Origin of the sequence: Micromonospora sp. NPDC050417 (genome assembly GCF_044458865.1) — a bacterium.
Lineage (GTDB): Bacteria > Actinomycetota > Actinomycetes > Mycobacteriales > Micromonosporaceae > Micromonospora_G.
This window is the reverse complement of sequence record NZ_JBITIH010000007.1, coordinates 62,467-86,794: the sequence shown is the minus strand read 5'-3', so window position 1 is coordinate 86,794 and position 24,328 is coordinate 62,467. Positions and strand designations below refer to the sequence as shown.

Annotated in this window: 13 protein-coding genes and 1 pseudogene; 8 read left to right on the top strand and 6 right to left on the bottom strand. The window is 70.3% G+C overall.

Annotated elements, in window-relative coordinates; translation table 11 throughout:
• Positions 1 to 7 precede the first annotated feature (7 nt).
• The 5 genes from ACIBF5_RS11505 (at position 8) to ACIBF5_RS11485 (ending at position 10,941) form a co-directional block, all read left to right on the top strand.
• Complete coding sequence (locus ACIBF5_RS11505) at positions 8 to 727, top strand: hypothetical protein (RefSeq protein WP_396810549.1); 720 nt, start codon at positions 8 to 10, stop codon at positions 725 to 727.
• 415 nt (positions 728 to 1,142) lie between these two features.
• Positions 1,143 to 4,271: a glycosyl hydrolase family 95 catalytic domain-containing protein gene (locus ACIBF5_RS11500; RefSeq protein ID WP_396810547.1), complete on the top strand. Its 3,129-nt coding sequence runs from the start codon at positions 1,143 to 1,145 to the stop codon at positions 4,269 to 4,271.
• Between the two features lie 95 nt (positions 4,272 to 4,366).
• Positions 4,367 to 6,496: a ThuA domain-containing protein gene (locus tag ACIBF5_RS11495; RefSeq protein ID WP_396810545.1), complete on the top strand. Its 2,130-nt coding sequence runs from the start codon at positions 4,367 to 4,369 to the stop codon at positions 6,494 to 6,496.
• Between the two features lie 41 nt (positions 6,497 to 6,537).
• On the top strand, positions 6,538 to 9,378 hold the full coding sequence (locus ACIBF5_RS11490) for a PQQ-dependent sugar dehydrogenase (RefSeq protein WP_396810543.1): 2,841 nt from the start codon (positions 6,538 to 6,540) through the stop codon (positions 9,376 to 9,378).
• Positions 9,379 to 9,453: 75 nt separating this feature from the next.
• The gene (locus ACIBF5_RS11485) at positions 9,454 to 10,941 is read left to right on the top strand and encodes a hypothetical protein (RefSeq protein WP_396810542.1); all 1,488 of its coding nucleotides are present in this window, start codon (positions 9,454 to 9,456) and stop codon (positions 10,939 to 10,941) included.
• Positions 10,942 to 11,936: 995 nt separating this feature from the next.
• Here the strand turns inward: ACIBF5_RS11485 and ACIBF5_RS11480 are convergent.
• A pseudogene (locus tag ACIBF5_RS11480) lies at positions 11,937 to 13,319 on the bottom strand (DEAD/DEAH box helicase); the annotation flags it as partial.
• A gap of 346 nt (positions 13,320 to 13,665) precedes the next feature.
• On the opposite strand from ACIBF5_RS11480, the gene ACIBF5_RS11475 reads away from it, so the two are divergent.
• The gene (locus ACIBF5_RS11475) at positions 13,666 to 13,836 is read left to right on the top strand and encodes a hypothetical protein (protein ID WP_396810540.1); all 171 of its coding nucleotides are present in this window, start codon (positions 13,666 to 13,668) and stop codon (positions 13,834 to 13,836) included.
• A 48-nt stretch (positions 13,837 to 13,884) separates the two neighbouring features.
• Here the strand turns inward: ACIBF5_RS11475 and ACIBF5_RS11470 are convergent, their stop codons facing one another.
• Together ACIBF5_RS11470 and ACIBF5_RS11465 are read right to left on the bottom strand one after the other, a co-directional pair.
• Positions 13,885 to 14,217 (bottom strand): YkvA family protein, encoded by a 333-nt coding sequence (locus ACIBF5_RS11470; protein WP_396810538.1) that lies wholly within the window; start codon positions 14,215 to 14,217, stop codon positions 13,885 to 13,887.
• Positions 14,218 to 14,429: 212 nt separating this feature from the next.
• Positions 14,430 to 16,370, bottom strand: coding sequence for an amino acid transporter (locus ACIBF5_RS11465; protein ID WP_396810847.1), 1,941 nt, complete (start codon positions 16,368 to 16,370; stop codon positions 14,430 to 14,432).
• A 257-nt stretch (positions 16,371 to 16,627) separates the two neighbouring features.
• Between ACIBF5_RS11465 and ACIBF5_RS11460 the strand changes: the two genes are divergently transcribed.
• Complete coding sequence (locus ACIBF5_RS11460; RefSeq protein WP_396810536.1) at positions 16,628 to 17,029, top strand: hypothetical protein; 402 nt, start codon at positions 16,628 to 16,630, stop codon at positions 17,027 to 17,029.
• A gap of 50 nt (positions 17,030 to 17,079) precedes the next feature.
• Here the strand turns inward: ACIBF5_RS11460 and ACIBF5_RS11455 are convergent, their stop codons facing one another.
• Entirely contained in the window at positions 17,080 to 18,534 is a 1,455-nt protein-coding gene (locus tag ACIBF5_RS11455) for a condensation domain-containing protein (protein WP_396810535.1), read from the bottom strand.
• A 250-nt stretch (positions 18,535 to 18,784) separates the two neighbouring features.
• On the opposite strand from ACIBF5_RS11455, the gene ACIBF5_RS11450 reads away from it, so the two are divergent.
• Positions 18,785 to 19,855 (top strand): winged helix DNA-binding domain-containing protein, encoded by a 1,071-nt coding sequence (locus tag ACIBF5_RS11450; RefSeq protein WP_396810533.1) that lies wholly within the window; start codon positions 18,785 to 18,787, stop codon positions 19,853 to 19,855.
• Between the two features lie 22 nt (positions 19,856 to 19,877).
• On the opposite strand, the gene ACIBF5_RS11445 is transcribed toward ACIBF5_RS11450, so the two are convergent.
• Both ACIBF5_RS11445 and ACIBF5_RS11440 read right to left on the bottom strand, forming a co-directional pair.
• Positions 19,878 to 20,357: a rhodanese-like domain-containing protein gene (locus ACIBF5_RS11445; protein WP_396810532.1), complete on the bottom strand. Its 480-nt coding sequence runs from the start codon at positions 20,355 to 20,357 to the stop codon at positions 19,878 to 19,880.
• Positions 20,358 to 20,522: 165 nt separating this feature from the next.
• A complete protein-coding gene (locus ACIBF5_RS11440; RefSeq protein ID WP_396810530.1) occupies positions 20,523 to 24,233 on the bottom strand; it encodes a M12 family metallo-peptidase in 3,711 nt (1,236 codons plus the stop codon).
• Positions 24,234 to 24,328 lie beyond the last annotated feature (95 nt).

Below are 24,328 nucleotides of genomic sequence, written 5' to 3'. Positions count from 1 at the left end.
AGTGGTCATGGCCGAGGATCCGGATACCGCGTTGACCGTGGCGCTGGCCGAGTACGAGCACCTGCGCGAGGCGCGCCGGGCGAGCAACGACCAGGCCACCGCCCGGTTCAACTTCTTCCTGGTGGTGACCTCGGCCGCGACCGCGGTGGCGGGTGCCCTGGTCACCGGCGGCGGCGGTACGGCCACCACCAGCGCGGTGGCGGGGATCGGCGCCCTGGTGCTGCTGCTCGGGCTGACCATCTTCGTACGCCAGGTCGAGTTCACGAACCGCGCCCGGCTCTACGCGGTGGCGATCGACTCGATCCGTACCTATCTCGTCCGGCGGGCACCCGAACTCGGCCCGTACGTCGTCATGCCGACGCTGGACGACGAGGGTGTCTACCAGGGGCGTCCGCCGGGCGGACCGTGGCTACGGGACGCGGTCGGCCTCTCGGGCACGATCGGACTGGTGAACAGCGCCCTGCTGGCGCTCGCCACCGGGCTTGGCGTACGGCACCTCGGTGCCGCGTGGTGGCTCGCGGTCACCTGCGGTGCGCTGGTGCTGGCCGGTGGCGCGAGCGCGCACGTGTGGTACGTCCGGCACCGCTCCCGTGCGTCGCACACGCGGATCCGTTCCACGGTGGAGCGCCGGCATCAGACGGCGGGCGACCCGGCGGGCGTGGATCCGGCGGACGCTAGCCGGGACGGGTCCGCGACGGAAGCGCCCCGGGTCCGCTGGACGCCGTAGCCCGTCCTCGAAGGGCACCAGCGCCAACCCGGCCACGTCATCGGATGTATGTGCGTCCGTCGACCAGCTCCCACCATCACGGCGATGGATACCGGTAGACCGCCCAGATGGCTTGCGGTACCGGTTCCACTACCGAGGATCATCGGCATCCCGGCCCTCTCAAGGGCCTGACCTGGGCCGACAAAACATCGACAGTCAAGGATTGACTAGCAAAGACATCCGATGTTAACTGCATGTGACAGACGTGAGTCCGGTGGACAACAAGGTCGGACCTTCCGGCCGCGTGCGCCCAGCGCACTCACACATCACAGTCTCGTGGTAGCTCCCCACTTCGGCGGATGGGGAGTGCACGGTCGCACCCGCGTCCCGTGGCACGAGACTCATCGGTTCGAGCGATCTAGAGGGGATCGTGTCGATGAAGATGAGCACGCCGACCCGCATTGCCGCCGCCGCCCTGCTCCTGGTCAGCCTGGCGGTCAGCGGCGAGAGCAGCCCCGCGCAGGCGTCACCCACCGACGCCGCTTTCAACTCCGGCACCGGGGCGCTCAACGTCAACTACGCCAACTACCTGTCCAAGCACGACATCGTCTACAACCGCCCGAACACCAACCCGCTGCACGGCCTCACGGTCGGCAATGGGCGCACCGGCGCGATGGCGTGGAACCAGAACGGTCTGACGATGCAGGTCTCCGGAGTGGACCTGTCGCAGCAGTCGACGTATGCCGCGGGCAACGTCAACCTGTTCAGCAACCCGCAGATGGACACCGGGTACACCACGTTCCAGCAGCGGCTCTCGCTCTACGACGGCACGCTCGCCACGAAGTACGACAGCAACCGCACGGTCACCGTCATGGGCTCGCCGAACTCCGAGGTCATGGGCATCCACGTCGAGGACACCCGACCGGGCGTCACCAGCATCGGGCTCGACCTGAGCCTCTGGGACCCGAACACCGTGCAGAACATCGCCGACGTGCCGGACCTGAACACGTGGCGCACATACTCCACGTTCGCCGACGCGACCGGGGTCGGGATCAGCCGGGGCCAGACCGATCCGAACAACTTCGGCTACACCCTGGCCGCCACCGTCGAGGGGGCGAGCTACACCTCGCAGGTCGTCAACGGCCGGCAGGTGCGGTTGAACATCACCCCGACCGCCAGCTACACGATCTGGTTCACCGCGGCCAGCCGGATCAACTCCCCCGGCCTCAACTCGGTCACCCAGGCCCGCAACCAACTCGCGTCGGTCAAGAGCACCGGGTACGCGACCACGCTGAACAACTACCGCAACTGGTGGCACGCGTTCTGGGAGAAGTCGTTCGTCCAGTACTCCAACTCGGCCGGTGACGCCGACTACCTGGAGAACGCCTACTACCTCGCGACGTACATGATCGCCGCCGGTGGCTACGGCAACTATCCGCTGCACTTCATCAACGGGGTGTTCCGGGCGACCCAGGACCAGAGCAAGTGGAGCAACGGCTACTGGTACTGGAACCAGCGCGACGTCTACAACTCGTTCTACGCGTCCAACCACACCGAGCTGATGGGCGGGTTCAACCGGCTCTACAGTCGCAACTACGCCGCGCTGAAGTCGTACACGACGACCCGGTACGGCAGCGACGGGCTCTGGGTGCCGGAGACCATGGGCTGGGACGGCAACGCGCGCGGAACGATCAACAGCGACTACGTCAACGACCTCTACTCGACCGGTACCGAGGCCGCGTACAACATGTACCTGCAGTACCGGTACACCAACGACGAGAACTACCTGCGCAACACGGCGTACCCGTACATGCGGGAAGCGGTGAAGTTCTACGAGGACCGGCTCTCGGTCGACGGCAACGGCCGCTACTACATGGCCAGCTCCAACGCCCACGAGACGTACTGGGACGTCAAGAACGCGATCACCGACCTGGCCGCCGTACGGCTGCTCTTCCCGCTCACCATCGCGGTCAGCAACCAGCTCGGGCTCGACAGCGGACTGCGGGCGAACTGGCAGAACATCGTCAACAACCTGGTGCCGTACCAGATCTCCAACGGCGCCTACCTGCCACACGACCCGCCGACCTCACCCACCCGCAACGGCGAGAACGTCGCGCTGGAACTGGTCTGGCCCTACGACCTGACCGGCATCGGCTACCCGGACCAGCAGACCGCGATCAACACGTTCAACGTCCGCCCGCACCCGTACGGCAACGTCTGGGCCAACGACCACGTGCACGCGGCGCGGCTCGGCCTGGCCGACCAGGCGTTCCAGGGCATGCGGACGATGTTGCAGAAGTACCAGAACTATCCCAACGGCATGACCAACAACACCAACGGGGTCTTCGAATACCTCGGCATCCACCTGGCGGCGATGAACGAGTCGCTGATGCAGAGCTACAACGACAGGATCCGGGTCTTCCCGGCGATCCCGTCGGGCTTCGTCGGCAAGTTCACCCTGCTGGCCAAGGACGGTTTCCTGGTCAGCTCGGAGCGCGAGGCGAACGAGACCAAGTACGTCGGGATCAGGAGCCTGTACGGCAAGCAGGCCCGGGTGGTCAACCCGTGGGGCACCCAGGAGGTTCGGGTCCGGCGTACGTCGGACAACGCCATCCTGACGACCAGCTCGGCCGGCGAGATCAGCTTCGCCACCGCGGCGAACGCGGTGTACGTGGTGGAGCGGACCGCGAAGCCGCTGGCCAACTACAGCTCGACCACCCTCACCGGGACCGCCAACCAGGGCGCCAAGTCCCTGCTCAACACGGCTTCGACGCTCGGCCTCGGCGGTCCGGGCGGCGGCGGGCTGGTGAACAACACCCTGCTCACCTACGACGCAAACTGGCACCTGACCACCGCGCGCGGGTACGGCGACTACAACGACGACACCCACCACACCAACACCGTCGGGGCAACCGCGTCGTACACCTTCACCGGCACCGGGGTGGAGTACCTCTCCGAACGCAACGGTGACATGGGCAACGTCGACGTCTACATCGACAACGTGTTCCAGGCCAACGTGAACCTCTACGTCAGTGGGGCACGGCAGGCCCAGGCGGTGGTCTACAGCAAGACCGGCCTGGCGAACGGTTCGCACACCATCCGGATCGTCAACAAGGCGACCTCGGTCGGCATGGTCGACGCGCTGCGGATCCTGACCGGCGGCACACCCCCACCGGCCACCGGCGGCACCGCCATCCGGGCCGAGGCCAACGGTCAGTACGTCACCGCCGGCAGCGCGCCGCTGATCGCCAACTCGGCCACCGTCGGCGCCGCCCAGCAGTTCGACCTGGTCAGCCTCGGTTCCGGCAACGTGGCGCTGAGGTCACGGGCGAACTCGATGTTCGTCTGCGCCGAGAACGCCGGCGCGGGCGCGTTGGTCGCCAACCGTGCGGCGGCCGGTTCGTGGGAGACGTTCGCCCGGATCGACAACCCGGACGGCACGGTGAGCTTCCGGGCCACGGTGAACAACAGTTACGTGACCGCCGAGAACGGCGGCGCGGAGGCGCTCATCGCCAACCGTGCCGCGATCGGCCCCTGGGAGAAGTTCCACCTGGTCGCCAGCTAGCGCGCCCACGCCACGAACCCCGGGCGGGGCCACCCCGCCCGGGGCCGGCGCCCCCTCCCACCTGCCCGCCAGTCCTTGCGCGAAGGAGCACACCCATGCGCATCCGTGCGCTCTCCACGGCCCTGAGCCTCACTCTGGTCGCCGCCGCCGCCCTGGTCGGGGTGAGTACCCCCGCGTCGGCGGCACCCCTGACCAAGGTGCTGGTCTTCTCCAAGACCGCGGGGTTCCGCCACTCGTCCATCCCCAACGGCATCGCCGCGATCCAACAACTCGGCACCACGAACGGCTTCACCGTCACCGCGACCGAGGACGCCGGCCAGTTCACCACCGCCAACCTCGCCCAGTACCAGGCCGTGGTCTGGCTCTCCACCACCGGCGACGTACTCGACCCGGCGCAGCAGAACGCGTTCCAGGCGTACATCGCCGCGGGCGGCGGCTATGTCGGGGTGCACGCCGCCGCCGACACCGAGTACGACTGGGCCTGGTACGGCGGCCTGGTCGGTGGCTACTTCAACTCGCACCCGGCGACGCAGCAGGCGACCGTACGCACCGAGGACCGGTCGAACGTCTCCACCGCCCACCTGCCGCAGAACTGGACCCGCACCGACGAGTGGTACAACTACCGCGCCAACCCCCGGGCGAACGTGAAGGTCCTGTCCAACCTGGACGAGTCGTCGTACAGCGGCGGCACGATGAACGGTGACCACCCGATCACCTGGTGCCAGAACTACGGCGGCGGGCGGGCCTGGTACACCGGGCTCGGCCACACCGAGCAGACCTACACCGAGGCGAACTTCACCCGGATGCTGCTCGGTGGCATCCAGATCGCGGCCGGGGCGAAGCCGGCGGACTGCCGGCCGGAGGTCGGCTACACCGCGCTCTTCGACGGCACCCAGGCGAGTTTGAACCAGTGGCGGCAGGCCGGGCCCGGCGGCTTCACCCTGGCCGACGGGACGCTCACCTCCAACGGCGGCATGGGCCTGCTCTGGTATCCGGTCCGCACCTTCGCCAACTACTCGCTGAAGCTCGACTGGATGATGCCGGGCGACGACAACGGCGGCGTCTTCATCGGCTTCCCCGACCCGCAGGGCGACCCGTGGCAGCCGGTCGACGCGGGCCACGAGATCCAGATCGACGCGACCGACGCCGACCCGTCCCGGACCACCGGCAGCGTCTACAGCTTCCGGGCGCCGGACACCGCCGCGCGGGCCGCCGCCCTGAACCCGCCCGGCTCGTGGAACACGTACGAGATCGGCGTACACGGGCAGCGGGTGGAGATCTGGCTCAACGGCGTGAAGATCAACGACTACACCAGTACCCGGAACATCGCCAACGGCTACATCGGCGTGCAGAACGACGGCGCCGGGATGGACATCAACTACCGCAACATCCGGATCAAGACCGACGGTGGCAATCCGCCGCAGCCTCCCACCACCGACCTCGCCCAGGGCAAGCCGACCGCCACCTCCAGCGTCGAGCCCGGCAGCCCGCACGTGGCCGCCAACGCGGTCGACGGCAACAGTGGCACCCGCTGGGGCAGCGCGCACGCCGACCCGCAGTGGATCTCCGTCGACCTTGGCGCCACCTACGCGCTTAACCGGGTCCGGCTCAACTGGGAAGCGGCGTACGGGCGGGCGTACCAGATCCAGACCTCGCCGAACAACAGCACCTGGACCACCGTCTACTCGACCACCACCTCCGACGGGGGCGTGGACGACCTGACGCTCACCGGCACCGGGCGCTACGTCCGGGTGAACGGCACCGCGCGGGGCACCGCCTGGGGTTACTCGCTCTGGGACCTCAACGTCTACGGCACCCCGGTCACCGGCACCCCGACGCTGCTCTCCTCGGGCCGACCGACCGCCACCTCCAGTGTCGAGCCCGGCAGCGCGCACGTGGCCGCCAACGCGGTCGACGGCAACACCGCGACCCGCTGGGGCAGCGCCTACGCCGACCCGCAGTGGATCTCGGTCGACCTCGGCGCCACCCGCTCGCTGAGCCGCGTCCGGCTCAACTGGGAAGCGGCGTACGGGCGGGCGTACCAGATCCAGACCTCGCCCGACAACAGCACCTGGACCACCGTCTACTCGACCACCACCTCCGACGGCGGGATCGACGACATCACGCTCACCGGCACCGGCCGCCACGTCCGGGTCTACGGCACCCAGCGGGCCCTGACCCCGTACGGCTACTCGCTCTGGGAGTTCGAGGTCTACGGCGCCTGACCCGCTCCTCCCCCGCCCCGCGCCACCCCGAAAGGAAGCCGATGTCCCCCACCCGTCATCGCTGGTCGCGCCTGCTCGTCGCGGCCACGGTCGCCGCGGCGAGCACAGCGCTCGCCGTGGCCGCCGCGCCGAGCGCGGCCCAGGCCGTGGTCATCCCCGCCGCCGACTACCAGCAGGTTCCGCTCGCCACCGGTTCCGCCGAGATCGGCGAAGCCATGTCCCTGGCGGTGCTGCCGAACCGCTCGGTGGTGCACACCGCCCGCAACGGCACCGTGCGGGTGACCGACGCCGCCGGCAACACCAAGGTCGCCGGCACCCTGCCGGTCTACACCCACGACGAGGAGGGGTTGCAGGGCGTTGCCGCCGACCCCAACTTCGCCAGCAACCGCTTCATCTACCTGTACTACTCCCCGACCCTGAACACACCCGGTGGTGACGCCCCCACCACCGGTACGGCAGCCGACTTCGAACCGTGGAAGGGACACCTGCGGCTGTCCCGGTTCACCCTGAACGCCGACGACACGCTCAACACGGGCAGCGAGCGGATCCTGCTCCAGGTCAACAACGACCGGGGCCAGTGCTGCCACGTCGGCGGAGACATCGACTTCGACGCCGCCGGCAACCTCTACCTCAGCACCGGCGACGACACGAACCCGTTCGAGTCCAACTCGTACACGCCGATCGACGAACGGACCAACCGCAACCCGCAGTTCGACGCCCAGCGTTCCTCGGGCAACACCAACGACCTGCGCGGCAAGGTGCTCCGGATCAAGCCGCAGGCGGACGGGACGTACACCATCCCGGCCGGCAACCTCTTCGCCCCGGGAACCGCCAACACCCGGCCGGAAATCTACGCCATGGGCTTCCGTAACCCGTTCCGGATGAGCGTCGACAAGCCCACCGGAATCGTCTACCTCGGCGACTACGGTCCGGACGCCGGTGTCGGCGACGCCAACCGGGGACCGGGCGGACAGGTCGAGTTCAACCGGATCACGGCTCCGGGCAACTACGGCTGGCCGTACTGCACCGGCACCAACACCACGGCCGAGACGTACAACGAGTACACCTTCCCGTCGGGCCCGTCGCAGGCGAAGTACAACTGCACCGGCGGCCCGACCAACAACTCGTTCCGCAACACCGGCCAGAGCACCCTGCCGCCGGCGAAGCCGAGCTGGATCAGGTACGGCGACGCGGGGTCGCCGCCGGAGTTCGGCGGCGGTTCGGAGTCACCGATGGGCGGACCGGTCTACCGCTACAACGCGTCGCTGAACTCCCCGGTCAAGTTCCCGCAGTCGCTCGACGGCCAGTTCTTCGCCGGTGAGTACGGCCGCCGCTGGATCAAGGCGATCGCGGTCAACGCCAACGGCACCCCCGGTGAGATCTCCGCCTTCCCGTGGACCGGTACGCAGGTGATGGACATGGCCTTCGGCCCGGACGGGGCACTCTACGTGCTCGACTACGGGACCGGGTCGAACAACCAGGCGCTGTTCCGGGTCGAGTACATCGGCGGCGGCAACCGCAGCCCGGTCGCGGTCGCGTCGGCGAACCGCACCTCCGGCCCGAACCCGCTGACCGTGACGTTCTCCTCGGCCGGCAGCTCCGACCCGGAGGGTGGAGCCCTCTCCTACCTCTGGACCTTCGGCGACGGCACCACCTCCACCTCGGCGAACCCGACGAAGACGTACACCGCGAACGGGACCTTCACCCCGACGCTGCGGGTCACCGACCCGACCGGGCTCTCCGGCACCGCGAGCCTGGTGGTCACCGTCGGCAACACGGCGCCGGTGGTGAACCTGCAACTGCCGGCCGACGGTCAGTTGTTCACCTTCGGTGACACGATCCCGTTCACGGTCAGCGCCAGCGACGCCGAGGACGGCACGATCAACTGCGCCCGGGTGACGGTGACGTACTCCCTCGGCCACGACAGTCACGCCCACCAGATCACCTCCAAGACCGGCTGCACCGGGACGATCACGGTGCCGGTCGACGGCGAGCACGACACCGCCGCGAACATCTTCGGCGTCTTCGACGCCGCCTACACCGACAACGGCGGGCTCACCTCGCGCAGCACCAGAACCCTGCAACCGAAGCACCGGCAGGGTGAGCACTTCGGCGCCCAGTCCGGCATCCAGACCGCCGACCACGCCGCCGCCGAGGGGGGCCGGACCGCCGGCTTCGTCGACAACGGTGACTGGATCTCGTACCAGCCGTACCTGCTCGGCAACGCCACCCAGTTCACCGCCCGGGTCTCCTCCGGCGGGGTCGGCGGCACCATCGAGGTACGCACCGGCTCGACCACCGGCACCCTGCTCGGCAGCGTCGCGGTGGCCCCGACCGGTGGCTGGGACACGTTCACCAACGTCACCGCCAACCTCTCCAACGTCCCGACCGGCAGCACGACGCTCTACCTCGTGTTCAAGGGGGTCACCGGGCAGGGCAACCTGTTCGACGTGGACGCGTTCACCTTCGTCACCGGCACGGTCGCCACGCCCACGGTGATCAGCCTGCGGGCGCGGGTGAACACCTCGTACGTCGCCGCCGACAACGCCGGCGCCGCACCCCTGATCGCCAACCGGGCCGCCATCGGCCCCTGGGAACAGTTCGACCGCCTCGACGCCGGCAACGGCACCATCGCGCTGCGCGCCAAGGCGAACGGGCTCATCGTGAGCGCCTCCAACGGCACCGCACCCCTGATCGCCAACGCGACCACCATCGGCACCTGGGAGAGATTCCAGGTTGTCAACAACACCGACGGCAGCATCAGCCTCCGCGCCACCGCCAACAACATGTACGTCGCCGCCGAAGGCGCCGGAGCCCAACCCCTGATCGCCAACCGCGCCGCCATCGGCGCCTGGGAACGATTCGACCTGATCACGAGCTGACCGTCGGGATCCCGTGACCGGTGCGGGCGTTCCACCGCCCGCACCGGTCCGGCCCGGCGACTACGGAGGAAAGACATGCACCCGATCAACCGCTGGGCGCGCACCGCCCTGGCGTCCCTGCTGCTCGCCGCAGCCGGGATCGCCGGCGCCCCCGGCCCGGCCGCGACGGCAACACCGCCGGTCACCGTGGCGCCGACGGCGGCGGCACTCGCCGCCCCCGCCTCGAACGTCCACATCTTCTACTACTCCTGGTACGGCAGCCCGGCCGTCAACGGCAGCTACCGACACTGGCAGCAGGGCAACCACACCCCGCCGCAGGACGTCGGGGCGAACTTCTACCCGACCCGGGGCGCGTACGACTCGGGCGACGTCAACACGATCAACCAGCACATGGCCTGGATCAGCCAGGCCGGCGTCGGCACGATCGTCTACAGCTGGTGGGGACAGGGGTCGTACGAGGACAACCTGACCGCCCGGGTGCTCACCGCCGCCGCCCAGTACGGCCTCAGGGTCGCCTGGCACCTGGAACCGTACAGCGGGCGGACGGCGGCGAGCACCGTCGCCGACATCAACTACATCAACTCCCGGTACGGCTCCAGCCCGGCCTTCTACCGGGACACCGCCAACGGCAACCGGCCGGCGTTCTATGTCTTCGAGAGCCTGCGGATCACCGACTGGTCCGCCCTGGCGCAGGTACGGGCGAACAACATCGTGCTCGCCCAGACCACCGACACCTCGAAGGTGGCGAACTTCGGCGGGATGTACACCTACGACGGCATCGCCGGGGCGACCGCGCCGGGCTGGGCGAACGCGGCGGCGTACTGCGAGGCGAACGGGTTGGTCTGGGCTCCCTCGGTGGCCCCCGGATATCTCGACGACCGGGCCGTGCCGGGCAACACCACGCCGACGGTGAACCGGGACAACGGCGCCGCCTACGACCGGCAGTGGGGTAACGCTCTCGGTACGCCGACCCGCCCCGACTGGATATCGATCACCTCGTTCAACGAGTGGCACGAGGGGTCGACCATCGAGCCCGCGAGCGCGAACCCGCCCGCCGGGCACGGCTACCTGACCTACTCCGGCGCGTACGGGCGGACCGGGGTGTCAGCGGAGACGGCGTACCTGGACCGGACCCGTTACTGGGTGGAGCAATTCAACCCGGCCGCGCCGACCACTCCGGTGATCAGTCTGAAAGCGCGGGTGAACAACTCGTACGTCGCCGCCGACAACGCCGGGGCGGCACCCCTGGTCGCGAATCGGGCCGCCATCGGCACCTGGGAACAGTTCGACCGTCTCGACGCGGGTAACGGAACCATCGCGCTACGTGCAAAAGCCAACGGGCTCATCGTCACCGCGAACGGCGGCACGGCACCACTGGTCGCCAACAAGACCACCATCGGCACCTGGGAAACATTTCGAATCATCAACAATACCGACGGCAGTGTCAGCCTCCGCGCCACCGCCAACAACATGTACGTCGCCGCCGAAGGCGCCGGAGCCCAACCCCTGATCGCCAACCGCGCCGCCATCGGCGCCTGGGAACGATTCGACCTCATCACCTAGCTGACCTGCGTCAACCGTGACCCGTGCGGGCCAGCCGACCCCGCACGCCGCTGCCGCCGCGATGAGGCCGACGCCTTGTCGCGGCGGTGGCGTATTCTCGATCGCCGGACCGTACGGGTATCGCCGATGCCGCGGATTCCGGGACCGACGGATGAGGCGCCGACGGCTGGAACAGGAGACGATAAGCGGATGAAGGTCCTATTCCTTGGCGGTCCGTGGCACGACCAACGCCATGAGGTGACACCCGCACGCGCAGTGGCCGCGGCTCGTTCGCTGCCGATGTACCTGAAAGTGCCGGTTACGGCGACCGAGGGTGGCGAATCCGCCGACCCGACCTCGACCCTTCCCCGGCAGTCCGGCGGTCACGTGACCTACACCCGCCGGTTCGCCCGTGGTGGTGGCGAGCGCCTTCCGGTTTACGTCGCACCGGATTACGACGGGCCGCCCCGGGCCTAAGGCCCGGCGGTCGCGCGGGGCGGCGGGACATCGCCCCGCGCCATCCGATCCTGACGGCATTCTCCCCCGATGCCGGACCAGGGCCCAGCGGTCCTCGCCGCTGGTTACCTCTTCCCCTCGTGCTCCGGCCGGCGCCGGACCGTGCCCTGAACGGGTGCGGTCAGCGCCGGCCGCGGCTTTCCGCCCGGCTGTAGCCGAGGCCGGGCGGCTGTGGTCGAGACCCGCCGGCCGTGATCAGTGCTGACCGGCTGCGGTCAACGCCGGCCGCGACCTCCCAGCCGACTTCCGGCCGAGAACGCGGCGACACTCCGTGCCGGCTTTGCTGCCTCTTGAGTGGGACGTCCCGATTCGGCCTGGTCAGATCCCGTTTGACCGGTTCCGCGACGCGCCGAACGATGCCGTGCCGAACCACCGCGAGCGGCGCCGTCACGACCGGACTCCCCTCGTCCAGTACCGTCACGACCAGTACCGTCACGACCAGCACCGTCACGCCCCGCGCCCGCGCGTCCCGCGCCGTCGTGGCCAGCTCCCGCCCGGCCGGCGCCCGTACGACCCGACCCGCCACGACCGGAGCCGCCCCGTCCCGACCCGCCACGACCGGAGCCGCCCCGTCCCGACCCGCCACGACCGGAGCCGTCCCGTCCCGACCAGGCGCGCTCTGCGGAGCCACCACCAGCGGATGCCTCAGCGCTGGCCGCCGACCGGACCGGCGGGGCGGTGAACCGACGCTCGCCCGGGGCGAGTTCCGCCAGCAGCGCGTGACCGGGCCGCAGTGGGGTGATCGTCGGCTTGATGCCCGCCTGCCGGGTCAGGTCCCGGACATCGGCGACCTGGTCGTCGGTCATCAGAGTGACCACGGTGCCACTGGCCCCCGCGCGGGCCGTCCGACCCGACCGGTGCAGATATGCCTTGTGCTCGGCCGGCGGATCGGCGTGGATCACCAGGGTCACGTCATCGACGTGGATGCCCCGCGCGGCGATGTCGGTGGCGACGAGCGTACGGGCGTCGCCGGTGGAGAACGCGGCCAGGTTCCGGGTACGCGCGTTCTGCGCCAGGTTGCCGTGCAACTCCACGGCCGGGATGCCCGAGGCGACCAGTTGGCTGGTCAGCCGCTTGGCCCCCCGCTTGGTACGGGTGAAGACGAGTGTGCGCCCCGGGGCCGCAGCGAGGTCGATCAGCACCGGCAGCCGGTCGTCGTGGCGTACCTGGAGGACGTGGTGGGTCATCGCGGCGACCGGGGACGTCGCCGAGTCGACGCTGTGCGTGACCGGGCTGGTGAGGTAACGCCGGACCAGGACGTCGACACCGGCGTCCAGGGTCGCGGAGAAGAGCAGCCGCTGGGTGCCGGCCGGCGTACGGTCGAGCAGCCGGCGTACCACCGGCAGGAAGCCGAGGTCGGCCATGTGGTCGGCCTCGTCGAGCACGGTGATCTCGACCGCGTCGAGGCTCGCCTGACCGGTCGAGACATGGTCGGCCAGCCGCCCGGGGCAGGCGATCATGATGTCGACGCCGGCCCGCAGCGCGGTCACCTGGGGCCGTGCGCTCACCCCGCCGAAGACGGTCTGGGTGCGCAGTGAGAGCGCCTCGGCCAGGGGCGCGATCGTCGCCTCGATCTGGGTGGCCAGTTCCCGGGTGGGGGCCAGGATCAGCGCTCGCGGCCGGCCGGGGCGCCGGGGCGTCTTCGACGCGGCGAGCCGGGCGAGGACCGGAATGGCGAAGGCGTAGGTCTTGCCGGAACCGGTCCTGCCCCGCCCGAGCACGTCCCGGCCGGCGAGTGCGTCCGGCAGGGTCGCGGCCTGGATCGGGAACGGGGCGGTGATGCCCGCCCGGCCGAGCGCGGCCACGAGCGGGCCGGGTACGCCGAGTTCGGCGAAGGAGGTTACCGGGGTATCGATCGTCTTACGGGGGCGGCGTGCCGCCATGGAGTGTCTCCGAACGTGGAAGGAAGGAATCGCCCTGCACGGCGCTGACCGTGCGGTCGCGGCGCGTGATGGTCGACATCAGGCAGGTCGCGGTGATGACCGGCGGGCTGCACTCCCACTCTACCCGCTGTCGAAGAGAGGACACCGACCGTACGCCGAAGTCGTGTCGGGGTGGCGGGGTACGCTCACGCTGCGATCGGATGACGACCTCCGGCGATCGACCGGATCCACTCCCGCTCGCTTCTCCACCCCGCTCTCGTACCATCCCGTTCGCTTCCCGGCCGCCCGCGTCCGCCAGCGGGAGAGCCGCGCGTCAGCGCAAGCATTGGAGCAGATGTTGACCGGTGTGATCTTGCATGACCCGAGCCCGTTCGGCGACCAGCCGGAGGGTGACCCGACGGTCGACGACCGGCCCACGGTCGACGTGAGTTCGGACGCGATGACCAGGTTGCGCAGCCCGTTCGAGGTCAGCGCGGACACTCCCCGGACGCACGGCGACCGTGCCGAGCGGCGCTAGTCGCCGTTCCCGCGTCCCTCACCACCGGCCGCGCCCCGTGCCGGCCCGCTAGCCGGTGTGCTGCCGGTCGACCCGCCGCCGCTCGGTCGGGGCCACGGCGGGCCGGCCACCGATGATGCCGTGCCTGCGGGCGAGGTGGCCCAGATAGGTGATCGCGCCGAGCAGGATTCCGATGTCGTCCAGGTAGATCGGGTCTGGCAGCACGTCCACGGGCGATATCCCGTAGATCACCGCAGCCCAGAACGCGGCCTTGCCGGAGAACGGCATCCTGGCACTGCGGATCAGGGACCTCATCCTGAGCAGCCTGACCACGAGCACGACGGCGACGACGAGCGTCACCGCTGCCAGCGCCACCAGCACCACGACCATCCACGAGTCCATGTGTCCTCCTGACGCACCGGTGACAGGTTGTCCGCCCGGTCGGGCAACCGCCTGCGGACCGTAGGTTACGTGCCCCGACCGCTTGATCCTTACGCGCTCGGAGAATCCAGAGCCCGCACGCCTCCGGTCCCGCTCGGCGCGCTCGCATGTAGACGGATCGCCCCGGCACCCGGCGGGCGACGGCACCGATTCGTCACGCCGCGTCGTCGGGGTCAGCCGACGTGCACCCGCGGTCGCCGACGCCGGTCCGGTTCGGCCTGACGGAGCACCTCACGGGTGAGCGGAGCGACCTCACCGTCGCCGAAGAACAGGTAACGCAGCAGGTAGAACAGTGGATTCCCCTCCGTCCAGGCGAAGTAGATGTGCGGCAGTTCGCCGGTGGTGTCGCGTACGTGCAGCAGGAAACCGGCAATGGCGTTGGCGATGCTGGCACCCTCGACCCGCAGGATCCGGTAACCGAACCGTTCCTCGCCGGTGACGATCAACTCGGACTCGAACTCGGACGGATCCCGGATTGTCACCTCAAGGAAGAGCACCGGATCCTCGGCCGGGATGTGGCTGTCGGCGCGTTCCTCGGCCTCCTTCTCCCGGTACTCGGTCTCGTCGCGCTCGTTCGGCTCGTTCGCGATGACGTGGATCTCGCCCCGCGCCGCCACGTCGGCGATGAACCGTTGGGCCTCCGGGTCGAGCACGACACCGGTGACCCGCAGTTCGGTGGCCCGGAACACCCGGGACAGGATGGAGGTGGCGATGATCGCGGCGATGAACAGCAACGCGATCCGGACGCCGTCCGGGCGCTCGATCACGTTCGCCACGGTGGTGTAGCCGAGCACCAGGGTGATCACCGCGAACGCGACCATCGACACACGCCGTCGGCGCCGCCGGGCGGAGAGGGTCACCGCGAGGGCGGCCGAGGTGATCAGTACGAGTACACCGGTGGCGTACGCGCCGCCCTGGGCGGTGACGTCCGCGCGGAAGACCACCGTGATGAGGAACGCGATGAGGGTGAAGACCAGGACCAGTGGTCGGATGGCCCGGCTCCAGTTCGGCGCCATGCCGTACCTGGGCAGATACCTGGGTACGAGATTGAGCAGCCCGGCCATGGCCGACGCGCCGGCGAACCAGAGGATCAGCACGGTGCTGAGGTCGTAGACGGTGCCGAAGAGGTTACCGAGGTAGGTGTGGGCGAGGAAGGCCAGCGCACGACCGTTCGCCTGCCCCCCGGCCTCGAACTCGTGCTGGGGAATGAGCACGGTGGTGGCGAAGCTGCTGGTGATGAGAAAGACGCTCATGATGATGGCCGCCGCGGTCAGCAGCCGGTGCGCACCGCGGATCCGACCCTCGGGCCGACGCGGCAGGTCGTCGGGACGACCCTTGATCAGTGGCATGACGGCCACCCCGGTCTCGAAGCCGGAGAGACCGAGGGCCAGCCGGGGGAAGACCAGCAGAGCCACGACCAGGATGCCGAGCAGGTTCGGGTGCTCGTTGAAGAGTAGCCGCCGCCACTGCGAGACGAGTTCCGGATGCTCCAGCAGGTGCCAGAAGGACACGATCATGACGATCAGGTTGAGCAGCAGGTAGACGCCGACCAGCACCACCGCGATGCCGATGGCCTCCTTGAAGCCCTTGAGGAAGACCGCGCCGAGGAGCGCGACCAGCACCAGCGTCAGTTCGACCTGGAGCCCGGCCAGCCCATCCGGCAGGTACGGGTTCTCGATGATGTGCGCGCTCGCGTCGGCGGCGGAGAGGGTGATGGTGATGATGAAGTCGGTGGCGGCGAACCCGAGCAACGCCAGGACCAGCAGCTTGCCGTTCCAGCGTGGCAGCAGCCGCTCCAGCATGGCGATCGAGCCCTGGCCGTGTGGACTCTCCCGCGCCACCCGGCGGTAGACGGGCAATGCGCCGAGCAGCGTCAACGCGACCAGGACCAGGGTGGCGATCGGGGAGATCGCCCCTGCGGCGAGGGCGGCGATGCCGGGCTGGTAACCCAGGGTGGAGAAGTAGTCCAGGCCGGTCAGGCACATGACCCGCCACCATGGCCGCTGGTGCTCGGTGCTCTCGCTGGTGTACGGACCACTCGCCCGTCCCGGTTGGAGACCGTGCAGAAGCCAGCGCCGGACCCGCCCTGCGGGCTCCGCCGGCCGCTCCCCCATTGCCTGACCCGCCACGTCGCTTCCCCCGCCCGCCGGTACCCGCCATCGCCACGGTCAAACCTGGTCGCCGCCGTGCCTGCCCGACCCGCGCAGCCCGCCGACTCGCGCCCAGCCCGACCCGCGCAACCCGCCGACTCGCGCCCAGCCCGGCCCGACGACCGGCCGGTTCCGGCATGACCGGTGCCGGAATGGGCACTCACCGGTACCGCACCGACCCGTCAGCGAGGTGAGCCGATGACCGGCAGCGAGGTGATTCGATGACCGCGAAGAAGCCGTCCGCGAAGGGCACCGAGACGGGCAACGCCGGCCAGGGCGGGCCGGAGTCGGTCGGGCCGTGGGGTACCACCCGCGGTCTCGACCAGGACGCACCCTGGGGAGTCGAGGAGGACTCGCCGTTGGACGAGGGCTCCGAGCCGACCGCTGTCGCCGAAGGTCGGCGTGGCGAGCGGCGGGCGGCCCCGTCGGCCGCGGCCGGCGAGGACGGCCTCGGCACGGTCGAGCCGACCCGCTTCCCCGAGGCGGGTCCGGGACTGACCCCGAACGCCCCCGGGCACCACCCGTTCCCCGACGAGAGTTCCACCGGCTCGCTGTCGGACAACCCGCTCGAAGAGGAAACCGGCATGCGCCCGGAGGGCGTCTCCCGCCGCGACGGCCACTGACCACGCGTCGACCGCCGGAGGCGTGCGGGGGCGCTCTCGTCCCCCCGGGGTCAGCGCCAGGGCCAGGGCAGGTTTCCGAAGGCCGCGTCGACCAGGATTCGTTCGAGGTCGCGCAGGAACCGCTCGATCGCGTCCGGTGGCAGGTGGGCGGTGTCCGCGGTGAGCGCCAGCCCGACCGCGCCCGGCCGGTCGACAACCTCGATGCGGGTACGCCAGGTGAAGGTGTCGAGCCCATAGCTCCAGGTGCAGGACGAGTCCGCCATCGCGGCCCGTACCGCGCTCTCCTGGGTCGTACGGCCGAACAGGTCGACGTCGGTCGAGAGCCGGATGTCGTTGAGGTACAGGTGCGGGCTCACCCCCTCGGCGTACGGATGCCCACGTGCCCGCAGCGCCTGCCGGATCCAGGTGGGGTCGTAGTACGCGTGCCGGTAGGCGGCGAGCGCGGCCCGCCAGACGCGTGGGAGGAGTTCCGCGAAGTCGGGGCGGTCGGCCAACTCCACCACGACCAGTCCGAGCTGGTTGAGCTTGGCGACCGCGTCGCGGTAACCGTCCCGGGACCGGTTGCTCGCCATGCTGTGGACGCCGACCACCTCGTTGCCGGACCACTGCGCGGCCACCACGGCGGCCGCCGCCACCAGGACGGTGGAACTGGTCGCCTGGTGCCGTGCGGCGATCAGTCGGATGGCGGTGTCGGCCGCCGTGGAGGTCAGCAGCGCCCGGCGGAACCGGGGCGTCAACGCCGGGCCGAGCCGGGGCAGGGTGTCGGCGGGCAGCCGGTCGAAACTCCGTACCCAGTGATCGACGGCGCGTTCGGCCCGGCGGCGCTCTTCCCCGTCCTGTTCGCGCCGGGCGACGTCGACCGACTGGAGGCCGGCGGGTGCGGCGATCGACCCCCGCAGCAACAGCAGTCGCAGGTCCCGGAGCACGATCTCGACCGCGTGGAAGTCGACCGTGGTGTGGCTGAAGACGACCGCGACCTGACGGACCTCCCCCGCGACCAGGATCAGCCCGATCCGCTGCGGCCACTCCCGGGCGTGGTCGAACTGCCGGTCGGCCAGTCGTTCGGCGACCGTCCGGGCGAGTGCGGCGCCGTCGTCGTCATCCGTCGCGGCCAACACGGCCGGATCGGCCCGAACCAGGAGCGCGGGCATTGCGCCACTGTCGGCGACGACCTGGCACCGTTCACCGTCGACCACCGGCATCCGGGTCCGCAACGAGCTGTGTCGTCCGATCAGGGCGCCGAGTGCCCGCAACACCGTGTCCGGGTCGCGCCCGGCTCGACGGGATACCGCCAGGGTCCGGCGCAGGCTGATCATCATGTACCCCGGTCCGTGTCGTTCGATGGCGTTCCACAACGCGCGCTGGCCCCAGGTCAGGGGCGCGGCGGGTTGTCCTTCGCCGACGAAGTGCACGACCGTCCATCCGGTCGCGGCTCCGGCGATGGTGACCGGAGCGGCGACCGGCTCGGCCGGCAGCGGTGGGGCAGTGCCGTCACGGATCACCACAGTATGTCTCCGCTCCCCCGGGCCACCACCACGGCCACCGATCCACCTGATTCGATGCGACCAGTATCCGGGTCCCGGTACTGCCTGCGAACATCCTCAAGAAAGCGCATTCCTGTATCCGATCAGCCGATCCCCACGGCGTACGGTGCGACAGGTGAACTGTCGGACCGGTCTGCCATCCTCGGGCGATGATGGTGTCCCGTCGGCGGTCTCCCGTCAGCATGTGCTTCGTGAACCGGCTGGCGCGGTCATGACGACGCCACACGAGATCGCACTGCTTCGGCTCGTCGCCCAACGGATCGTGGGTCCGCCACCGGCCACCCCGACCGACACGGTCCGTTGGCTGGCCGCCGCCCAGGCACAGGATTTCCCCGGGGTGCTCACGTCGATCGCACTACGCTCCGCCGACGGCGCCCGCCAGGCCGTGCACGCGGCGCTCGACGCCGGGGAGATCGTCAGGTCCTGGCCGATGCGCGGCACCCTGCACCTGGTGGTGTCCGAGGACCTGCCCTGGATCCTCAGCCTGACGGCGGCACGCACACTGGCCCGCGCCGCCGGACGTCGGGTCCAACTCGGTCTCGACGCGGCCACCCTGGCAAGGGCCCGGGACCTGGCCGTCGAGGCCCTCGTCGGCGGTCACCGGTTGCGTCGCGACGAACTGCTCGCCGTGTGGAACACCGCCGGACTGGGCACCGATGCCCAGCGCGGTTACCACCTGATCTGGTATCTGGCGCAGACCGGGACGCTCTGTTTCGGACCGATGGATGACGGCGAGCAGCAGATCGTGCTCGTCGACGAGTGGATTCCGCATCCCCGCCGACCGGACCGGGAGGAGGCCCTCGGGGAACTGGCGGCGCGTTACTTCCGTGGCCACGGCCCCGCCACGACCCGGGACTTCACCCGCTGGGCGAACCTGGTGGCGGCGGACGTACGGATCGGCCTGGCGCTGGCCCGGCCGACGCTGGCCCGGATCGAGGTCGATGGCGTGGAGTACCTGATGGACCCGCTCACCCCGGAACTGCTCGACACCGACCGGGTCCGCGCTGGCGGAGTGTTCCTGCTGCCGGGATTCGACGAGTTCATCCTCGGCTACCAGGATCGCTCCGCGGTGCTCCCGGCCGAGTTCGCGGACCGCATCGTCCCCGGCAACAACGGGATGTTCCGGCCGACGGTGATCGCCGACGGCCGGGTTCTGGGCACCTGGACACGGAACCGGCGGCGCGCCGACCGGGGCGTCGTCGCGACCCCGTTCACCGACTTCCCGCCCGAGGTCCTGGAGGCGATCGGGTTGGCGTACGCCGGCCTGCCGTTGCCGGACTGAGAGCGTCGGGCGTCCGGCGGGCTCAGCAGCCGCAGGCGGTGCCGGTTCCGGGTGCGGTGAGGTCGTCCACCGGCCGGCGGACGAGTCCGCTCGCGGTCCGCACCGGGAAACCCTCCCGGACCCAGTACTCGTAGCCGCCGATCATCTCCTTGACCGGGTATCCCAGCCGGGCGAATTCCAGTGCGGCCCGGGTGGCTCCGTTGCAGCCCGGGCCCCAGCAGTAGGTGACAACCGAGGCGCCGGCCGGGACCAGTTCCGCCGCTCGTCGCGCGATGTCGGCCCGGGGAAGATGGAGGGCACCGGGCAGGTGCCCCTGCCGCCAGGCGTGGTCGTCGCGGGAGTCCACCACCACCAGTCCCTCCACGCCCGCTTCCAGGTCGGCGTGGACGTCGCTGACATCGGTCTCGAAGGTGAGCCGGGCGGCGAAGTGGACGATCGCCTCGGCGGCCGACGCGGGCGGGGTACGCAGGACGTTCGACGTGTCGGGGAGCAGGTTCGTCATACCGACGATCCTCGGCGCCCGCCAGAACCCAAACCAGTGGCACACACGCCACTTCCCCTCAAGATTCCGCCAACCCCCTTCCTCGATCTGGGGCATGTCGTGGCGAATGAAGATCCACTAGCAGCGACATGCCCCAGATCGAGTCGTCACAAGGAGGGAGGGGGGTTAGAGGATGAGGATGGTTCCGGTGGAGAGGTGGAGCTCCCCGGTGCGGGTGCCGGACCAGTCCGAGGAGAGAAGCAGCCGCTCACCGTCGAGCAGGGTCACCCCGAGGCTGTCCTTCGAGCTGAGCAGCCCACGGTCGGTCGCGCTGAGCCGCAGGGTCAGGCCGGTGCCGACCGCAACCGGACGTCGGGCGTTGGTGACGTCGTACAGACCGGCCCGGCCGCGCCACTCCAGCACGTCCGCGCCGCCACCGGTACGGGCTCCGAAGGAGGCGATGTCGGTGCCACGGATCTCGTACCGCCGACCACCGGAGGTGAACGCGACAGTGGCGAGCCCGGTGGGTGCGCCGCTCCGGGCCTGGGCCACCAGCAGCGTGACCTCCGCCCTCGACCCGGCGTCGACGGGGTAGGCGCCGGCGGAACGGGTCGACGTGAGCGTGCCGGCACCGATCACCGCCCGGTTCTCCGGCCGGGCGACCTCGACCCGGGCGGTGGCGCTGCCGGTGTAGTTGCCGCCGACGGTCACCGTGACCTGGTGGGTGCCGAGCGGCAGGGCGGCGTCGCAGCTCGCCGATGCCGTGGTCGTGTCGGCGGTGACGAGCAGCCCCAACGCGCCGGTGCAGAGCGTCCGGCCACCAGCGGAGAAGGTCACCGTCGCGGTACGGATGTCACCCGGCCGGGGATCGAGCGGGTCACCGGCGGCCCAGCTGTCCCGAACGGTCGCGCCGAGCCGCGCGGTCACGCCTCCACCGTTGCGCCCGTACGCCAGGGTGTCACCGGTGTACGTCACCTCGGCGTCCTCCGGTCCGACCCGGACCACGAAGCTGGTGGCGCCGGTGGCGCCCGCCTCGTCGGTGACGGTGACGGTGACCGGGTAGTCGCCGAGCGGCGCGGTGGTGTTTCCGACCACCATCCACTGCCGGCTGCCGGGGCGGACACCCGGCCCGGAGGGCGACTTCGGCTCCAGGAACAGTCCACCGGGGAGACCGGCCGCGGTCGCCGACAGTCCGGCGCCGTCACTGTCCGGGTCGGCGGCGGAGACGGTCACCTGCGGCAGCAGGTGGTCGGTGTACTGCACGGTGGCGATGCCACCCGGTGCGTTGTTGCTGACCTGCGGCCCGACCCGAATGATGATCTTGTCATCGTTCAGGTCGAAGAAGACGTTGCCGAGCGCCTCGACCTTGATCCGTGCGGTGCTGGTGGCGACGTTCGGCACGGTCACCGTGGCACTGCCGTCGTTGGCGGTCCGCTCCGCCAGCACGTACGGGAAGGTCCGACCGTCGTCGGCGGAGAGTGAGATCCTCACCTCGCCGACCCCGATCGGCGCGGCGTCCGTGCCGGCCACGTCCCAGGTCACGGTCTGCTCCGCACCACCGAGCACGATGCCCTTCGCGGCGTGCGAGGTGACCAGGAAGGGTCCTGCGGTCGGGGCGACGACCAGGGCCGTGTCGGCGCTGCCGACACCGCCGGCGCCCAGGTGCCCGTCCCGGGCGGTGAGCCGGAAGTGCATCGTCCGGCTGTTGTCGAAGCCGACCCAGTCGGCGGTGGGCAGAAACTCGGAGAAGCAGTCGACGATGTCCGCCGGCACGTTGGTCGCCCCACCGGTCGGCGGCGCGGGCGGGGCGGTCGGGCAGGCGCCGGTCCTGGCGTTGGTGTTGTTCGCGGCGATCTGCGCCAGGTCCGGGAAGACCCGGGTCGGGTCGGTGGTCACCGCGTTGAGGCCCGGGGAGTGGTACTCCAGGGTGTCCGTCGGACTGACCACGGCGGCGGTGCCGAACTGGCGGAAGAGCGGACCGTTGGTCTTGGTGTTGTTGACCAACGCGGTGCCGGCGGCGCCGCCCCGGTCGTTCTGCTCCCACAGGTACGTGAGGGTGTCGCCGTCCGCGTCGGTGGCGCCGCCGGTCAACGCGAACGGCGTACGCGCCGGAATGGTGTACGACGCCGGCACGCTGACCACCGGTGCCCGGTTCCCGGTCTGCTCGACCAGCCAGCCGCCGTTGTCCACCGCGCCGCCCTTGACCGTCTCGCCGACCGTGCCGGAGGCGCCGGTCGCGGCGGTGACGGCGAGCGGCCCGACGTTGACCGCCGCGAGCGGGCCGGCGTTGAAGGTCACCTGGAACCCGGTGTCGTCCAGCGTGCCGCTGCCGCCGAACGCCGCGACACCGACCGTGGCACCGGCCGGCCAGTCCGGGATCGCCTCGATCGCGGCCTTGATGCCTGCGGCGGTGTAGTTGGTGCCGCGTACGATCGGCGCCGACTCACGGCCGCCGTAGCTGATCGCGAACGCGTCACCGGCGGTGTCGAAGCCGCGCAGCGCGGCGGTCTGCACCTCGTTGATCGCCGGACGGGCCGAGCCGACGAACGTGGTGATCTCGGTGTAGCTCCGCTGCGACCAGTACGGGTCGCTGTGCGGTTGCAGGTTGTCCTGCTGGCAGATGCCCGCGTACGCCATGATCGACGACCCGCTGCCCGGCTCGTACGAGTTCGCGGCGCTGCGGTTGCCGCCGGAGCAGTTGTACTGGGTGCCGTTGAAGGTGTGGTTGCCGGCGAACTGGTGCCCGATCTCGTGCGCCACGTAGTCCACGGCGTAGAAGTCACCGACCGGGGTCGGCAGCCCGGTGCAGCCACGAGCCTTGCTGGCACCACCGACCACACCGAGGCCGGCGACGCCGCCGCCGTTGACACCGAGGCCGATGTGCCCGACGTCGTAGTTGCCGGCGCCGACAAGCTGGCCGAGCACGATCTGGTTGCGGCTCAGGGTGCCGCTGCCGCAGGAGGCGATCTGGGCCGGGGTGAAGCAGGCCGCCGCACCGCAGGGGCCGTTCGGTTCGGTGGCCAGCGCCGTGGTGTTGAGGTTGGTCCGATCGGTCTCGTTGACCAGCACCAGCCGGATCGCGGTCTCGTCCTCGTAGACCTGGGTCACCCGGTTGACCAGCGTGGCCTTGGCCGCGGTGACGTTCTCCGGGCCGAAGAAGGTGGCGTACGACGGATCGGTGACCAGGGCCAGCCGGTAGGTCCGCAGCGTCACGGCCGGCCCGGCCACGGTCGGCTCGACCTGCTCGGTCACCGCCTCGGCCGCCGACTCGACGTCCTCCAGTTCGGCCGGCGGCTCCGCCGGGTCGGCCAGGTCGTGCCCGTAGTAGCTGGCGTAGACGCTCTGGTCCCGGTGGTAGTACGGGTCGACGAACCAGACGCCGCGTGCCGAGCGGACCGAGGCGTGGAAGCCGAGCGGGGTGAGGTCGGCGCGTACGGTCGCGGTCTTGTCGTCCAGACCCCGGCCCGCGTACGTCCGGATCTCGGGGTGCCTCGCGGCGAGCCCGGACTCCAGCACCGGCGAGTCGACGAGTTCGAACCGTTGCAGGGCGCCTTCCGGGGTGGGCAGCGACACCACCAGCGGCTGCACCCGGGAGGTGGCGGCGGCGCGCTCCTGCGGCGCACGCGCCAGCTCGGACTCGATCATCGCCCGGTCCAGCGTGTACGCGGCGAACCGGGCGGCCTGGATGTCGACCGGCCGGCTCGACCTGGCGGCGGCCAGGTCACCGTCGATCCTGGCCCACGCGGTGGTGGGCTTCTCCGGTGCCGCCACGGCGGGGGCGGCGGTGACCAGCACCGGCAGCAGGGTCGCGGCGAGACTCGCCACCACCAGCGAGGCGAGTCGTGGCCGGGGCGCGGCCCGACCACGGGCAGCGGCTGATAACGAGGGGATCGTCAACTCTGTCTCCTTGGGACTCGGGCGCCAGCCCGACGAGATCGGCAACCGTCTTCACACCCAGGTCCGCCCAGTGATCACCCGAGCGGTTGATCAGA

What these genes read in the sequence shown, in the direction of transcription:
- ACIBF5_RS11505 (WP_396810549.1), top strand. Translation starts at nt 8, where the DNA reads ATGGCCGAGGATCCGGATACCGCGTTGACCGTGGCGCTGGCCGAGTAC.
- ACIBF5_RS11460 (WP_396810536.1), top strand. Translation starts at nt 16,628, where the DNA reads ATGACCGCGAAGAAGCCGTCCGCGAAGGGCACCGAGACGGGCAACGCC.
- ACIBF5_RS11485 (WP_396810542.1), top strand. Translation starts at nt 9,454, where the DNA reads ATGCACCCGATCAACCGCTGGGCGCGCACCGCCCTGGCGTCCCTGCTG.
- ACIBF5_RS11495 (WP_396810545.1), top strand. Translation starts at nt 4,367, where the DNA reads ATGCGCATCCGTGCGCTCTCCACGGCCCTGAGCCTCACTCTGGTCGCC.
- ACIBF5_RS11490 (WP_396810543.1), top strand. Translation starts at nt 6,538, where the DNA reads ATGTCCCCCACCCGTCATCGCTGGTCGCGCCTGCTCGTCGCGGCCACG.
- ACIBF5_RS11450 (WP_396810533.1), top strand. Translation starts at nt 18,785, where the DNA reads ATGACGACGCCACACGAGATCGCACTGCTTCGGCTCGTCGCCCAACGG.
- ACIBF5_RS11445 (WP_396810532.1), bottom strand. Translation starts at nt 20,357, where the DNA reads ATGACGAACCTGCTCCCCGACACGTCGAACGTCCTGCGTACCCCGCCC.
- ACIBF5_RS11470 (WP_396810538.1), bottom strand. Translation starts at nt 14,217, where the DNA reads ATGGACTCGTGGATGGTCGTGGTGCTGGTGGCGCTGGCAGCGGTGACG.
- ACIBF5_RS11500 (WP_396810547.1), top strand. Translation starts at nt 1,143, where the DNA reads ATGAAGATGAGCACGCCGACCCGCATTGCCGCCGCCGCCCTGCTCCTG.
- ACIBF5_RS11465 (WP_396810847.1), bottom strand. Translation starts at nt 16,370, where the DNA reads ATGGGGGAGCGGCCGGCGGAGCCCGCAGGGCGGGTCCGGCGCTGGCTT.